Origin of the sequence: Streptomyces sp. NBC_01508, assembly GCF_045040315.1 — a bacterium.
GTDB lineage: Bacteria > Actinomycetota > Actinomycetes > Streptomycetales > Streptomycetaceae > Streptomyces.
In genome coordinates, this window is record NZ_CP109419.1 from 7,879,977 (window position 1) to 7,894,741 (window position 14,765).

General features: G+C 71.1%; 10 protein-coding genes. 7 read left to right on the forward strand and 3 right to left on the reverse strand.

The features are described 5' to 3' along the window. Positions 1-75: 75 nt before the first annotated feature. Both OG700_RS36250 and OG700_RS36255 read left to right on the forward strand, forming a co-directional pair. The gene (locus OG700_RS36250; RefSeq protein WP_405621123.1) at positions 76-1,182 is read left to right on the forward strand and encodes a calcium:proton antiporter; all 1,107 of its coding nucleotides are present in this window, start codon (positions 76-78) and stop codon (positions 1,180-1,182) included. A gap of 260 nt (positions 1,183-1,442) precedes the next feature. After that, positions 1,443-2,957: an acyl-CoA synthetase gene (locus tag OG700_RS36255; RefSeq protein WP_405621125.1), complete on the forward strand. Its 1,515-nt coding sequence runs from the start codon at positions 1,443-1,445 to the stop codon at positions 2,955-2,957. Positions 2,958-3,078: 121 nt separating this feature from the next. Here OG700_RS36255 and paaK read toward each other — a convergent pair whose 3' ends face one another. After that, positions 3,079-4,365 (reverse strand): phenylacetate--CoA ligase PaaK, encoded by a 1,287-nt coding sequence (gene paaK, locus OG700_RS36260; RefSeq protein WP_405621127.1) that lies wholly within the window; start codon positions 4,363-4,365, stop codon positions 3,079-3,081. Positions 4,366-4,661: 296 nt separating this feature from the next. Here paaK and OG700_RS36265 point away from each other — a divergent pair, with 296 nt between their 5' ends. The 4 genes from OG700_RS36265 (at position 4,662) to OG700_RS36280 (ending at position 9,374) form a co-directional block, all read left to right on the forward strand. Further along, the gene (locus OG700_RS36265; RefSeq protein ID WP_023543626.1) at positions 4,662-4,904 is read left to right on the forward strand and encodes a DUF397 domain-containing protein; all 243 of its coding nucleotides are present in this window, start codon (positions 4,662-4,664) and stop codon (positions 4,902-4,904) included. Between the two features lie 88 nt (positions 4,905-4,992). Further along, positions 4,993-5,493: a hypothetical protein gene (locus OG700_RS36270; protein WP_405621130.1), complete on the forward strand. Its 501-nt coding sequence runs from the start codon at positions 4,993-4,995 to the stop codon at positions 5,491-5,493. 180 nt (positions 5,494-5,673) lie between these two features. Further along, the gene (locus tag OG700_RS36275; RefSeq protein WP_405622230.1) at positions 5,674-8,034 is read left to right on the forward strand and encodes a glycosyl hydrolase family 95 catalytic domain-containing protein; all 2,361 of its coding nucleotides are present in this window, start codon (positions 5,674-5,676) and stop codon (positions 8,032-8,034) included. Positions 8,035-8,258: 224 nt separating this feature from the next. Beyond that, positions 8,259-9,374, forward strand: a complete 1,116-nt coding sequence (locus OG700_RS36280; RefSeq protein WP_405621132.1) for a chemotaxis protein — start codon at positions 8,259-8,261, stop codon at positions 9,372-9,374. Positions 9,375-9,447: 73 nt separating this feature from the next. On the opposite strand, the gene OG700_RS36285 is transcribed toward OG700_RS36280, so the two are convergent. After that, positions 9,448-11,448 (reverse strand): N-acetylmuramoyl-L-alanine amidase, encoded by a 2,001-nt coding sequence (locus OG700_RS36285; RefSeq protein ID WP_405621134.1) that lies wholly within the window; start codon positions 11,446-11,448, stop codon positions 9,448-9,450. 373 nt (positions 11,449-11,821) lie between these two features. Beyond that, positions 11,822-13,033, reverse strand: a complete 1,212-nt coding sequence (locus OG700_RS36290) for an ROK family protein (protein ID WP_405621136.1) — start codon at positions 13,031-13,033, stop codon at positions 11,822-11,824. A 185-nt stretch (positions 13,034-13,218) separates the two neighbouring features. Between OG700_RS36290 and OG700_RS36295 the strand changes: the two genes are divergently transcribed. Continuing rightward, positions 13,219-14,757, forward strand: coding sequence for a sugar ABC transporter ATP-binding protein (locus OG700_RS36295; RefSeq protein ID WP_405621138.1), 1,539 nt, complete (start codon positions 13,219-13,221; stop codon positions 14,755-14,757). Positions 14,758-14,765 lie beyond the last annotated feature (8 nt).

Genomic DNA, 14,765 nt, shown 5'->3' on the forward strand with positions numbered 1-14,765 from the left:
TGCCCCGGCTCCGTACGGCCCATGACGCCGCGGCTCACCGGGCGGGCGCCGGGCACCTCTGGCAGCGTGAGGCGTATGACGACGCGCACCGGGATCCGTTCGCTGTTGTCCCGCTGGACCGTGGTCGTGCCGCTGCTCGCCCTGGTGGCGCTGGTGCTCAGCTGGGGCCGCGACCTGCCGGGCTACGCGGTCGGCCTGGTGGCCCTGCTCCTCGCGGGCGCCGTACTCGCCGCCGTCCACCACGCCGAGGTCGTCGCGCACCGGGTCGGCGAACCGTACGGCTCGCTCGTGCTCGCCGTCGCCGTCACCGTCATCGAAGTGGCGCTCATCGTCACCCTGATGGTCGACGGCGGTGCCAAGAGCGCCACCCTCGCCAGGGACACCGTCTTCGCCGCCGTCATGATCACCTGCAACGGCATCATCGGCATCTCCCTGATCGTCGGTGCCCTCCGCAGCCGGGTCACCGTCTTCAACGCCGAGGGCTCCGGCGGCGCGCTGGCCACGGTCGCCACGCTCGCCACACTCAGCCTGGTCTTTCCGACCTTCACCACGAGCAGGCCGGGACCCGAGTTCTCCACGGATCAGCTCACGTTCGCCGCGATCGCCTCCCTCGCGCTCTACGGGCTGTTCGTCGCCATGCAGACGGTGCGTCACCGCGAGTACTTCCTGCCCGTCACCCAGGAGGGCGAGATCAAGGAGGTGGACGAACACGCGCCGCTGCCCACCCGGCGCGCGACGACACTGAGCGCCGTCATGCTCGTCGTCGCGCTGGTCGCGGTCGTGGGAGACGCGAAGGCGGTGTCGCCGACCATCGAGTCGGGTGTCGAGTCGGCCGGGATGCCGCACGCCGTGGTCGGCGTCATCATCGCCCTGCTCGTCCTCGCGCCGGAGACCCTGGCCGCCGTCCGGGCGGCGCGCCGCGAGCGGGTGCAGACCAGCCTCAACCTCGCGCTCGGCTCGGCCATGGCCAGCATCGGACTGACGATCCCCGCGATCGCGCTCGCCACCATCTGGCTCGAAGGCCCGCTGGTCCTCGGGCTGAGCGCCACCCACATGGTCCTGCTCGCGCTCACCGTCGTCGTGGGCGCGCTGACGGTCGTGCCGGGGCGGGCGACCCTGCTCCAGGGCGGCGTCCACATGGCGATCTTCGCGGCGTTCGTCTTCCTCGCGGTCAGCCCTTAGGCCCTGTCCGGCGGGTCTTCGGGGGTCCGGGTCGCCTGGCACGGCGCCTCGCTTCGTTGTCGGCGTTTTCGAAGGCATCCGAGTACGTCCAGTGCGAGCACGATCCTGCGCCTTGCGACGCACCGCACCGGACGCCCCGGGCTGATCCAAACGAAAGACCCTAGCCCCGGTGAAGCCGACAGGTCACCGCACCACGCGTACGTCCCGTTCACCCGGCGCAGGGGCTTGACCAGCCCCGCGACGGCACGGAGTATCACGCCATGAACGCCGAGGAACGCGCCGTCAGGGAACTGCTCCACAGCACCGTCGACGGCGTCGTGCGCCGCAGCGCCCGACGGGTCCCCGACCGCATCGCGGTCAGATACGCGGACCGGAGCTGGACCTACGCCGAACTCGACACCGCCGTCTCGACGGCCGCCGCGGCCCTGCGCGGACACGGACTCCAGGACGGCGACCGCGTCGCGACCTACGGCCACAACTCGGACGCCTACCTGATCGCCTTCCTCGCCTGCGCCCGCGCCGGGCTCGTCCACGTGCCGGTCAACCAGCACCTCACCGGCGACGACCTCGCGTACATCCTGGAGCAGTCCGAGAGCGCCCTCGTGCTCACCGACCCGGCGCTCGCCGACCGGGTCCCGCCGGGCACGGCCGTCCGCGCGCTGCGCGGTACCGACGACTCGCTGCTCGCCGCGCTGGCCACCCCGGAGCCGTACGACCCCGACCGGGACTCCGACGACCTGGCGCAACTGCTCTACACCTCGGGCACCACCGCTCTCCCCAAGGGCGCGATGATGACGCACCGGGCGCTCGTGCACGAGTACGCCAGCGCCATCGACGCGCTGGACCTGCGGGAGAGCGACCGGCCCATCCACTCGCTGCCGCTGTACCACTCGGCGCAGACGCATGTGTTCCTGCTGCCGTACCTGGCCGTGGGCGCGGAGAACGTCATTCTCGACGGGCCCGACCCGGCGGCCGTCTTCGACCTGGTGGAGGCGGGACGCGCGGACAGTCTCTTCGCACCGCCCACCGTGTGGATCGGCCTGTCCAACCATCCGGACTTCGCGACCCGCGAACTGGGCGGACTGCGCAAGGCGTACTACGGCGCCTCGATCATGCCGGTGCCCGTGCTGGAGCGGCTGCGTGAACGGCTTCCGTCGCTCGCCTTCTACAACTGTTTCGGGCAGAGCGAGATCGGCCCGCTCGCCACCGTACTCGGCCCCGAGGAGCACGAGGGCCGGATGGACTCCTGCGGGCGGCCGGTGCGCTTCGTCCAGGCGCGGGTCGTGGACGAGGACGGGCAGGAGGTTCCCGACGGGACGGCGGGTGAGGTCGTCTACCGCTCCCCGCAGCTCTGCGCCGGCTACTGGCGCAAGCCCGAGGAGACGGCGGACGCCTTCCGTGACGGCTGGTTCCACTCCGGCGATCTCGCCGTACGCGACGCCGACGGCTTCTACACGGTGGTCGACCGGGTCAAGGACGTCATCAACTCCGGTGGTGTGCTGGTCGCCTCACGCCAGGTCGAGGACGCGCTGTACACGCACCCGGGCGTCGCCGAGACGGCGGTGATCGGTCTGCCGGACGACCGGTGGATCGAGGCGGTCACCGCCGTCGTCGTGCCGCGCGGCGAGGTCACCGAGACCGAACTCCTGGACCACGCGCGGGAGAAGCTCGCGCACTTCAAGGCGCCGAAGAAGGTGCTGTTCGTGTCGGCGCTGCCGCGCAACGCGAGCGGCAAGATCCTCAAGCGCGAGCTGCGGGACCGGTTCGCGGGGTGAGAGCCGCGGGCACCCGCGTGCCGTGGCCGGGGGGTGTCGACCGGGCCGCCCGGTGGTCGGTCCGTCCTCGATCGCAGGACGGACCGCGAGTGGCGCGCCCGGCGATTCAACACACGTGCGGTCACGGCGTCCTGAGGTCCACGATCCGCTTGATCTTGCCCACGGACCGCTCCAGCGTCTCCGGATCCACCACCTCGACCGCCACCGAGACCCCGATCCCGTCCTTCACGGCCGTCTCGATCGCCCGCGCGGCCGCCACGCGCTGCTCCGGTGTCGCCCCCTCCCGCGCCTCGGCCCGTACGGTCAGCGCGTCCATCCGGCCTTCGCGGGTGAGCCGCAACTGGAAGTGCGGGGCGACCCCCGCCGTACGCAGCACGATCTCCTCGATCTGCGTCGGGAAGAGGTTCACCCCGCGCAGGATCACCAAGTCGTCGCTGCGCCCGGTGACCTTCTCCATCCGCCGGAACACCCGCGCCGTGCCCGGCAGCAGCCGCGTCAGGTCGCGCGTGCGGTAGCGGATCACCGGCATCGCCTCCTTGGTGAGGGAGGTGAAGACCAGCTCGCCCTCCGCGCCCTCGGGCAGCACCTCGCCGGTGAACGGGTCGACGATCTCGGGATAGAAGTGGTCCTCCCAGATGTGCAGCCCGTCCTTCGTCTCGACGCACTCCTGCGCCACACCGGGGCCCATGACCTCGGAGAGGCCGTAGATGTCGACGGCGTCGATCGCGAACCGCTCCTCGATCTCCCGCCGCATCTCCCGTGTCCACGGTTCGGCCCCGAAGATGCCGACCTTCAGGGCGGTCGTCCGGGGGTCGATGCCCTGGCGCTCGAACTCGTCCAGCAGCGTCAGCATGTACGAGGGCGTCACCATGATGATCTCGGGCCGGAAGTCCGTGATCAGCTGGATCTGCCGCGCGGTCATGCCGCCGGACGCCGGGATGACGGTGCAGCCCAGCCGTTCGGCGCCGTAGTGCGCGCCCAGACCTCCGGTGAACAGGCCGTATCCGTAGGCCACATGGACCTTGTGGCCGGGCCGGCCGCCGGCCGCCCGGATCGAGCGGGCCACGACGTCGGCCCAGGTGTCCAGATCCCCCTGCGTGTAGCCGACGACGGTCGGGCGGCCCGTGGTGCCGCTGGACGCGTGGATACGCCGCACGTCCGCCTGGTCGACGGCGAACATCCCGAAGGGATAGTTGTCCCGCAGATCGGACTTGGCGGTGAGGGGGAAGCGGGCCAGATCGGCGAGCGAGTGGCAGTCGTCCGGGCGCAGCCCGGCGGCGTCGAACGACTCGCGGTAGAACGGCACGTTGTCGTACGCGTGCCGCAGCGTCGCCCGCAACCGCGTGAGCTGCAAGGCTTGGAGCTCGTCCCGGCCGAGCCGTTCCCCGGCATCCAGCAGAACCGTCATGGCTGACTCTCCGACTCTTCCCGTACCGACCGAACAACCGAACAACCGAACAACCGAATGAGCGAACGACCGAATCGCCAGGCGACCGATCATTCGGTTGATCCTCTTCCCGCTCAGTAATCCAGCCCCCCGGGCGGGCGTCAAGGCTCGGGGCGCGTCCGGGGCGGCCGGCCGCACCCCCCGGTCTCAACCGCACCGCTCCTCAAGGGGGTTGGGGACGGCGGGCGCGGTGGCCTGTCCGGGACCGAAAACGATCGATAGGGTGGCCCCGGACGACGAACCGGGAGGAGCGGGACGTGGCTGAGAGCACCACCACCCAGCAGCCGTTGGCGGGCTGGGACAAGCCGGAGCTGGACCTGAGCAAGGCCGACTGGCGTTCCAGCAGCCAGGGCACGGGTGACGTCCAGATCGCCTTCGTCGAAGGGTTCATCGCGATGCGCAACGGCGGCAAGCCGGAGAATCCCTCGCTGATCTTCAGCCCGGCGGAGTGGCGGGCCTTCGTACTCAACGCCCGCGACGGCGAGTTCGACCTCACCTGAGCGGACCGGACCGCGTCCCGCGTCCCACACCCCCGGCGAGCCCCGGGTCCCGCGTCGACGGGGTCCCGCGGAGACGTACCATGGCGACATGTCCTTCCTCCGCCGCCGCAGCTCCGCCACACCCGCGGGCCCGGACTTCGACGTCCTGGCCATGGACCCGGGTGACTGGCCCGGAAATCTGGGCGCCGGCCTGCTGCCCGCCCCCGACGGCAGCTGTCAGGGCGTCTTCCTGCGGTACGACCTGTTCGGCGGTCGCGGACCGGCGATGATCATCGGCAATCTGCCCGAGGGGTCCCCGGCCCGCGAGCTGGAGGACGGCCAGATCCCGTTCGAGGTCGCGCAGCTGCTGATCGCCCTGGAGAACGAGGAACAGGTCGACGTCGTCAGCAGCGAGGACGTGCCGGTGATGCAGGGGGACAACCTGCTGATCGTGCGCCGGCTGAAGCTCTCCGAAAGCCGTATCGCCTGCGTGCAGTTCGACCGCAGCGACAACGTCCTCGTCACCATCGCGAGCTGGGACCGGCCGATCACCGATGATCTCTACGCGCTGCTGAAGCCGCTGCCCGCGGAGCTGTTCCAGCAGGGCTGAGCACGGCTGAGCAGGGCGGGGCCGAAAACCGCCCCCGACGCGCTCCCCGGCACACCCGCACACCACCGCCTCGCGGCAGGAGAATTGCCTGCCGCGAGGTTTTGTCATGTGCCTTGCCAAATCAGTCATCGGACTTTTAACGTCTGCCGCATGACTCAGGGCATCACCCGCAGAACTACGATGAAGTCCGCCCTCGGCGTAACCAGTGCTCTTGCGCTGGGTGTTCCTGCTCTGGCCGGCAGGGCCGCCGCCGCCGACCCCTCCGATGAATTGACGCTCTGGTACGCGAAGCCCGCCGCCGACTGGGAGCGCGAAAGCCTCCCCATCGGCAGCGGAGCCCTCGGCGCCGGCGTCTACGGAACCCTCGCCTCCGAACGACTGGTCCTCAACGAGAAGACCCTGTGGACCGGCGGCCCCGGCGCGCCCGGCTACGACCACGGCAACTGGACCAGCCCCAGACCCGGCGTGCTGCGCGGCGTCCAGGACCGTATCGACGCCGAGGGGTCCATGACCCCGGAGGCCGTCGCGGCCGAACTGGGCCAGCCCAAGCACAACTTCGGCTCCTACAACGTCTTCGGCGACCTGCTGATCGACGTACCGGGAGCGCCGGGCAGCCCCGACTCCTCCTACCGGCGCGCCCTGGACATCGGCTCGGCCCTCGCCACCGTCTCGTACGCCCATCAAGGCGCCACGTACACACGGGAGTTCTTCGCCTCCCACCCCGGGAAGGTCATCGCGGGCCGGTTCACCGCCGACCAGCCCGGCAAGATCGGCTTCACCCTTCGCTACACCTCCCCCCGCGACGACTTCACGGCCACCGCGAGCGGCGACCGGCTCACCGTCAAGGGCAAGCTCCAGAACAACGGGCTGCTCTTCGAGGGCCAGATCCGGGTGCGGACCCAGGGCGGCGGCGTCACCGCCGGGAACGGCACCCTCACCGTCAGCGGCGCCGACAGCGCGTGGTTCGTCCTCGCGGCCGGCACCGACTACGCCGACACCTACCCCGACTACCGCACCGACGACCCGCACGGCGCGGTCACCGAAGCCGTCGACCGGGCGGCCGGCCGCTCCTACGACGAGCTGCGCGGCGAGCATGTCGACGACTACCAGGGGCTGTTCGAGCGGGTGTCGCTCGACATCGGCCAGCAACCGTCCGACCTGCCGACCGACCAGCTCCTGGCCCGGTACACCGGCGGCACGACCGCCGCCGACAAGGCGCTCGAAGCGCTGTACTTCCAGTACGGCCGCTATCTGCTCGTCGCCTCGTCACGGGCCGGGTCGCTGCCCGCCAACCTCCAGGGCGTCTGGAACAACGTCACCAACCCGCCCTGGGACGCGGACTACCACGTCAACATCAACCTCCAGATGAACTACTGGCTCGCCGAGGTCACCAACCTCGCCGAGACCACCGTGCCGTACGACAGCTACGTCGACTCGATGCGCGAACCCGGCCGCACCACCGCGCGGGAGATCTTCGAGACGGCCGGCTGGGTGGTGAACAACGAGACCAATCCGTACGGCTTCACGGGCCTGCACCAGTACCCGCAGTCGTTCTGGTTCCCGGAGGCGGGCGCCTGGCTCACCCAGCAGATGTACGACCACTACCGGTTCAACGCCTCCACCGACTATCTGCGCTCCACCGCCTACCCCGTGATGAAGGAGACCGCCGAGTTCTGGCTCGGCTTCCTGCGGGCCGACCCGCGCGACGGCAAGCTCGTCGTCACCCCCAGCTACTCGCCGGAGAACGGCGACTTCACCGCGGGCGCGGCGATGTCGCAGCAGATCGTCCACGACCTGTTCACCAACACCCTTGAGGCCGCGCGGACCCTGGGCGACGACCCCGGGTTCCGCACCCGGCTCCAGGACGCCCTCGGCGACCTCGACCCCGGTCTGCGCATCGGATCGTGGGGACAGCTCCAGGAGTGGAAGGAGGATCTGGACGACCCGGACAACGACCACCGGCATGTCTCGCACCTCTTCGGCCTGCACCCGGGCCGGCAGATCGAGGCCGGCAGCGAATGGGCCGACGCCGCGAAGGTCTCCCTCACGGCGCGCGGTGACGGCGGTACGGGCTGGAGCAAGGCCTGGAAGATCAACTTCTGGGCGCGGCTGCGGGACGGCGACCACGCGCACAAGATGCTCACCGAGCAGCTGAAGAGCTCCACCCTGCCGAATCTCTGGGACACCCACCCGCCGTTCCAGATCGACGGCAACTTCGGCGCCTCCTCCGGTGTCGCCGAGATGCTGCTCCAGAGCCAGCACGGCCCGATCGAGATCCTGCCGGCCCTGCCCGCGTCCTGGCCGGACGGCTCGGTCACCGGGCTGCGAGCACGCGGCGGGGCCACCCTCGACCTCACCTGGGCCGGTGGCAGGGCGAGCCGGATCGTCCTCACGGCGAGCCGTACCGGCGAGCTGACCCTGCGCAGCACCCTGCTGCCCGGCGGCGAGAAGACGTTCCGCGCCAGGGCCGGCCAGGTCTACGAGTTCACGGCGGGCCGCGGCCGGCCGGGTCATGGCAGGCCGCGCCCCGGCCGGCACTGACCCTCACAGGCACCTCCTCCCGGCAGCGGCGGCGGCCGGGAGGAGGCTCCGCCGCGTTTCGACGGCGAGCGTGCGTGCCGGGGACCGTGAGCCCGGCAGGATCCAGAAGACAGGCCCCACGAGCCCCTGCGGATGTCGGCGGAGTCCCGCAAGATGGAAGCAGGTCCGGGGTACTCCAGCCGGCCGCTCGCCGGTGTCGGACCTCCGCCGAGCGAAGGGGCAGCATGGACAGTAACGATCTGACGCCCGAAGTCCTGCGGAGGCTGCGCAAGCAGCGGCCGTATCCGGCGGTGTCCCTGACAATGCCCACCCATCGGCACGAGCCGCTGAACGACGAGGACCCGGTGCGGCTGCGCAACGTCCTCTCCGAGGCCGTACACCGGCTGGAGGCCGACCCGGACGTGCCGAAGGCGGTACGCCAGGCGGTCAGGGTCCAGCTCAACCGGGCGGTCGCCGAGGTCGACCTGCGGCACAAGCTCGACGGGCTGCTGATCCTCGCCGACGCCCAGGAACACCAGGTCTGGTACCTGCCCCGCGATACCCCCGAGTCGGTCGTCGTCAGCGACACCTATCTCACCCGCAACCTGGTGGCCGCCACCGCCCAGCTGCACCGCTACTGGGTGCTGAGCGTCGCCGCCGACCGCGCGACGCTGTGGAACGGCGTCGGCGAGTCCCTGCACGAGCACCGCGCCGACGGCTTCCCGATGACGCCTCCCGAGGAGACGTGGGACGTTGAGCGCGAGGAGCGGATCGGCGACACGCCGAGCACCTTCATGGACGAGGAGACCCGTAAGTTCCTGCGGTCCGTGGACGACGCGTTCGCGGCCGTGCTCGCCGCGCGCCCGCGCCCGTTCCATCTGGTCGGCGTCGCCCCCGCGCTCGCCCTGCTGGAGGACGCGGGCAGCACCGCCAGGTCCGCCGCCGGCCGGCTGGCCAAGGGCGGCCTGGTGGACGGCCCGGCCCATGTGCTCGGCAAGGCGGTCCGGCCCGTCGTCGAGGCGTACGCGCGCAACGAGGAGCGGGAGGTCCTGGTCCGGCTGGACGACGCCAAGGGCAGGCGTACCTTCGCCGCCGGTCTGGACGAGGTGTGGGAGGCGGTGCGCGAGAGGCGCGCCGCACTGGTGGCGGTGGAGGAGCACTTCCAGCGTTCCGCCCGGGTCAGTGAGGGACATCTGATCCCGGTCGACGGCGCGGACGGTGCGGCGCTCGGCCGTGAGGTGCGGGACGACATCGTCGACGAACTCGTCGAAACAGCCCTGGACGGCGGCGCACAGGTCGTGTTCGTGGCCGACGGCGTGCTCGCCGCGCACCACCGGATCGCCGCGGTACTGCGCTACTGAGGCGGAAATACGAGCCGGGCGCCACCGGCCCCCCACAGGCCGGTGGCGCCCGTCGCCCTACGAGAGCCGCGTCTCAGCGGCCCGAGGGCAGGACCCGGACATCGGACGCCTTCACATAGGCGACCCGGTGTCCGAACTGGATCTCGTAGTACTGCTCCTCGCCGCTCACCACGCGGTGCCCGGTGGTGTCGAAGGTGGGCGCGAAGTAGTACGCGCCCGGCACCCGGTCACCGACCACGTACCTCTGGCCGGCGAGCAGCTTGTACGGGAACGGCGAGATCGCCTGCACCGGGATGTCGGCCGGGTACGCCGACGCCTCCGGGTAGGCCCTGCCGTACACCGGCACCTCCGCGAGACCGGCCTTCGGCGTCAGCACCCGCTCATCGGCGCTGACGGCCGTGGGCGCCTTGCGCGGATTGTGGAACCAGGCCTTCTGGCCGAGGTACCAGATCGCCGTCCAGTCGCCCTCGCGCCCGGCGACGGCGAACTGCTGGCCCGTCGAGGCGCGGGCACCCAGGTCGTTGACGCCGGTCGTGGAGTCCCCGCCGCCCGGCCGCAGACCGACGTCCTTGACCAGCGGCGACCCGGCGTCCGGCGCCGTGTGCAGCCGTACCGCCCCCGAGCCGTGCGGGGCGCACGCCTGACCGGCCGTCACGCAGCCCGTGTAGAGCGGCTGGTTCGACGCGTAGTCGGGACGGATCGTCACCGCGCCCGCGGCGCGCCCGCCGTCCGCCTTGAACGGCTTGCCCAGCAGCTCGAAGTAGTGCGCCCAGTCCCAGTAGGGACCCGGATCGGTGTGCATCCCGGCGATGGTCGACGCGGTCGTGCCGGGCACGTTGTCGTGGCCGATGATGTGCTGCCGGTCCAGCGGGATGTCGTACCGGTCGGCCAGGTAGCGCACCAGCCGCGACGACGTGCGGTACATCGCCTCGGTGTACCAGGCGTCGGGGGAGACGAGGAAGCCCTCGTGCTCCAGGCCCACCGAGGTGGAGTTGACGTACCAGTTCCCCGCGTGCCAGCCGACGTCCTTCAGCGGGACGTGCTGCGCGATGTGCCCGTCCGACGAGCGCAGCGAGTAGTGCCAGGAGACATACGTGGGGTCCTGGACGAGCTTGAGGGTGGTGTCCCAGGTCGCCTCGGTGTCATGGATGACGATCGAGTTGATGGCGGGGGACTTCGCCTTGGGGCGGTCGGCCTTGTCGTGGTTGCCGTAGTCGCCCTCGCCGAACTCCTCGTACGGCGCGGGGATCCACTCGCACGCCACGCTGCGCGGGCACTCGGTCTTCCCGGCGTCGGCCTCGCGCAGTCCGAGCTTCGACACCTGCGAGGTGTCGGGGGCGACGGCGGGTGCGGCGGGCAGCGCCACCCGCTGCCCGCTGTCGGTGGTGCGCCGCTGGCCGTCCCTGATCACCGCGTAGACGTCGTTCGCGTACGTCGCCGCGGTGGCCGAGTCGTCGGCGCCGGAGAAGCGGGCGACGGCGGCGTACCAGTCGGCCGGGTCGGCGCTCAGCGGCTTGCCGAGAGCGCGCTGGGCGTCGGCCAGTAGCGCGGCGCCGCCGAGGATGTTGGCGGCGGGGTCCTGCCGCAGCCGCTCCGGTGACTGTCCGGTGAGCTTCGCTGCCCGGTCGACGGTGCGCAGCCGCGCCGGCAGCTCGGAGTTCTCGGGCACGACGGCCTCGCGGACCGCGTCCGGGGCGCCCGTTCTCACCGGGCGGGAGGTGTCGCCGCGGGCGTCCTCCGTGCCGTGCGAGTGGTGGGGCGCCTCGGCGATCGCGGTCCGGGCGTCGGTGAGGTGCATGGGGCCGTAACCGCCGGTCACGCTGGCCGCGCCGCCGTGCGTGTCCCACCGCGACTGGAGGTAGGAGACACCGAGCAGGACGCTGCCCGGTACGTCGTATCGGGCCGCCGCCGCGGCGAAGTCACGCTGGAGCGCGCCGGCGGCCGGCTGTTCGGCGGTGGCGGAGGGAGCGGCCGACACCAGGGACAGCAGCAGGGCGGCCGAGGCGACGGCGCCGGCCGTGCGCGTCGCACGGCCGCGGCGGGATCTGACGGATGCGGGGGCGGATCCTTGCAATGCAGCCTCCAGTGACATGGTGCGCGAAGCGCCCGCGGGGCCGTACCCCACGCCTGACCGGTCATGCGGGTCGGGTGTGGAGTACAGGGCAGGGGTACAGGGGTATCGGCTTGAAGGCGATCCGTCAATCAGGCGTGGCGGCAAGGATTTCGCACGTCAGCGCGTGTGTGGGGGAGTTGCCCGAGTGGCAGGCCACGGGCCTGCGGTGCGTCAGTGGTGTGAACCAATGAGCGGACTCGGCCGACCTGGAACGATGTTGGACGGACCTTGACTCTTTCTGGACATGACGAGCCGTCAGATGTGCGTCCCGTGCGGTGGCCGGGGAGCGTTGGCCCGGCCACCGGGCGGACCCGGTGGCCAAGCCGGACAGGACCTAGCGTGCCGAGGTGATGTCGCGCGCCAACTGCCGGTCCACCTGCGACGGCGACAGGGCGTGCTCGATCGCGAGGATGCCCGCGCCGATCGCCGCCGCGTTCTCACCCGTACGGCTCGGCTCGATCCGCAGCACATGCGTGGCCAGCGGGTGCGACCGCCGGTACACCGCCTCCCGGACGCCCGCGAGCAACTGGTCGTGCACCGCCGCCAGCGCGCCGCCGAGCACCACCGTGTCGGGATTGAAGAAGTTCACCAGCCCCGCCAGGACTTCGCCGACCGCGCGGCCCGCCTCGCGCACCATGCGCAGCGCGTCCCTGTTGCCGGACTTCACCAGCCGTACGACATCGCTGCCCGACGCGGCGTCGAGGCCGAGGCCCGCCAGCTTCGCCGCGATCGCGGCTCCGCCGGCCACCGCCTCCAGACAGCCGAAGTTGCCGCACCGGCAGGGGTCTTCCTGGTCGCCGACCTTGATGTGCCCGATGTCGCCCGCGCTGCCCTGCGCGCCCCGGTGCAGCCGGCCGTCGGCGACGATGCCGCAGCCGACGCCCGTACCCACCTTGATGTAGAGCAGGAAACGGGTGTCGGGAAACGCCCGTCGCTGTTCGGCCAGGGCCATCACATTCACGTCGTTGTCGACCAGCGCCCGCGCGCCGAAACGCGAGGCGAAGAATTCGGGAATCGGATACTGGTGCCAGCCGGGCATGATCGGCGGATCGACGGGACGCCCGGTCGAGAACTCGACCGGCCCCGGAACCCCCACCCCGATGGACCGCAGCGTGCGCGGATCGCGCTGAGACCTCTCCAGCAAGGTGTGCAGCGTGCGCTCCACATGGCGCAGGACCGAGTCGGGGCCGTCCCCGATCGACAGCGGATCCTCCTGCGTCGCCAGGGTCGTACCGCCGATGTCCATCAGCGCCACCCGGCAGTGCGAGGCGCCCAGGTCCACCCCCGCCACCGCGTGCTCGCGGGTACGCAGCCGGAGTCTGCGCGGCGGCCTGCCGCCCGTCGAGCCGCCGGCCTCCGGCCCCGACTCGTCGACGAAACCGTGCGCGATGAGCGCGTCCACCCGCTGGGAGACCGTGGAGCGCGCGAGACCGGTCATCCGGGAGAGATCCGCACGTGTCGCGGCGGCCCCGGAACTGATCAGCGTGAGCACCTCGCCCGGGGTGCGGGAGACGGTGTAACTGCTGTGATCCGGCAGCGCAGACATGGCATCACCTTAGGGTCGACTTCCGCTGCTCACAAGACGCCATTTATTCGCCGACCGACATAAGTCTCGGTCAACTGCGTTGAAATGAAAGGCGCTTGGACCCTTGACAGGTCAAAGTCCAGTCACGACATTGCAGAGCAGACCGCGACCGAGGAGTCATCGAACAGTGATCGGGGAGCCAGGGGATGCTGACGATGCGGGGCGTGTCCAAGAGCTTTCTCGGGGTGCGTGTGCTTCACGACGTGGGACTCGATCTTCAACCCGGCGAAGTCCACGCCCTGGTGGGCGAGAACGGCGCGGGGAAATCCACCCTGATGAAGGTCCTGGCCGGCGAGCACACCCCCGACACCGGCACGATCACCCTCGACGGAACGGCGCACACGTTCAGCCACCCCGGCCAGGCGCAGGCCGCCGGGATCGGCATCATCCACCAGGAGTTCGCGCTCCTGGCCCACCGCACCGTCGCCGAGAACGTGTTCCTCGGCCGGGAGCCGACCCGCTACGGCCTGGTCGACCGAGCGGCCATGGAGCGGCGCACCGCCGAACTCCTCGCGGAGATAGACGAGACGGGCATCACCCCGCGCACGCTCGTGCGTGACCTGTCCGTCGCCCGGCAGCAGACCGTCGAGATCGTCAAGGCGCTCGCCTCCGACGTGCGTGTGCTTGTCATGGACGAGCCAACAGCCCCGCTCGCCGACCACGAGGTCGCGCTCCTGTCCGCCCTCGTGCGCCGGCTGACCGCCCGCGGCCTCGGCATCCTGTACATCTCGCACCGCCTCAAGGAGGTCTTCGACCTCTCGCGGCGCGTCACCGTCCTCAAGGACGGCCGCCATGTCACCACCGTACGTACCGCCGACACCACCCCCGACGACATCGTGCGCGCGATGGTCGGCCGCGACCTGACCGCGTACTACCCGCCGCGCGCCCGCCCCGAGGAGATCGGCGAGGTACGGCTCACCGTCACCGGCGGCGGCAACGCCCGGATCAGGGACATCGACCTGACGCTGCGCGCCGGCGAGGTCGTCGGCATCGCGGGCCTCCAGGGCGCGGGGCGTACGTCGCTGGCCCGCGCCCTGTTCGGCGCGGCGCCCTTCACCACCGGCGCCATGACGGTCGGCGGGAAACCGCTGCGGCCGTCGAGGCCGCGCGAGGCGATCCGCGCGGGCGTCGCCCTGGTCACCGAGGACCGCAAGACCGAGGGGCTGGCCCTGCGCCAGTCGGTGCGGGACAACGCGCTGCTGGTCACCCGCGCCGTCGCCGTACGCGGCAGACCCCCGGCGGGACGCGAGGTCACCCCACTCCTGAGGCGCGTACGGCTCCAGTCACGCGGCGAGGACCAGCAGGCCCAGTTCCTGTCCGGCGGCAACCAGCAGAAGGTCGTCATCGCCAAATGGCTGGCGGCCGACCCCCAGGTGCTGCTCTTCGACGAGCCCACCCGGGGCGTTGACGTCGGGGCCAAGGCGGCCATCCACACCCTCGTACGCGAACTCGCCCGCGAGGGGCTCGCCGTACTGATCATCTCCTCCGAACTGCCGGAGCTGATCGGGATGAGCGACCGGCTCCTCGTGATGTCAGACGGGCGGCTGGTGGGTCAACTGCCCGCCGGGGCGACGGAGGAGAGCATCATGCGTCTCGCCACGAGCGGATCGGACGACGGCGGACACGCCGAGGACGCCCAGGACGCCGGGCACGCCGATCCCGACCGACAGGAGGGTGCCGCGTGACCACGCTC

Coding starts and splice junctions, on each gene's coding strand:
- OG700_RS36250 (WP_405621123.1), top strand. CDS start 76: ATGACGACGCGCACCGGGATCCGTTCGCTGTTGTCCCGCTGGACCGTG.
- OG700_RS36280 (WP_405621132.1), top strand. CDS start 8,259: ATGGACAGTAACGATCTGACGCCCGAAGTCCTGCGGAGGCTGCGCAAG.
- OG700_RS36290 (WP_405621136.1), bottom strand. CDS start 13,033: ATGTCTGCGCTGCCGGATCACAGCAGTTACACCGTCTCCCGCACCCCG.
- OG700_RS36270 (WP_405621130.1), top strand. CDS start 4,993: ATGTCCTTCCTCCGCCGCCGCAGCTCCGCCACACCCGCGGGCCCGGAC.
- paaK (WP_405621127.1), bottom strand. CDS start 4,365: ATGACGGTTCTGCTGGATGCCGGGGAACGGCTCGGCCGGGACGAGCTC.
- OG700_RS36275 (WP_405622230.1), top strand. CDS start 5,674: ATGAAGTCCGCCCTCGGCGTAACCAGTGCTCTTGCGCTGGGTGTTCCT.
- OG700_RS36255 (WP_405621125.1), top strand. CDS start 1,443: ATGAACGCCGAGGAACGCGCCGTCAGGGAACTGCTCCACAGCACCGTC.
- OG700_RS36295 (WP_405621138.1), top strand. CDS start 13,219: ATGCTGACGATGCGGGGCGTGTCCAAGAGCTTTCTCGGGGTGCGTGTG.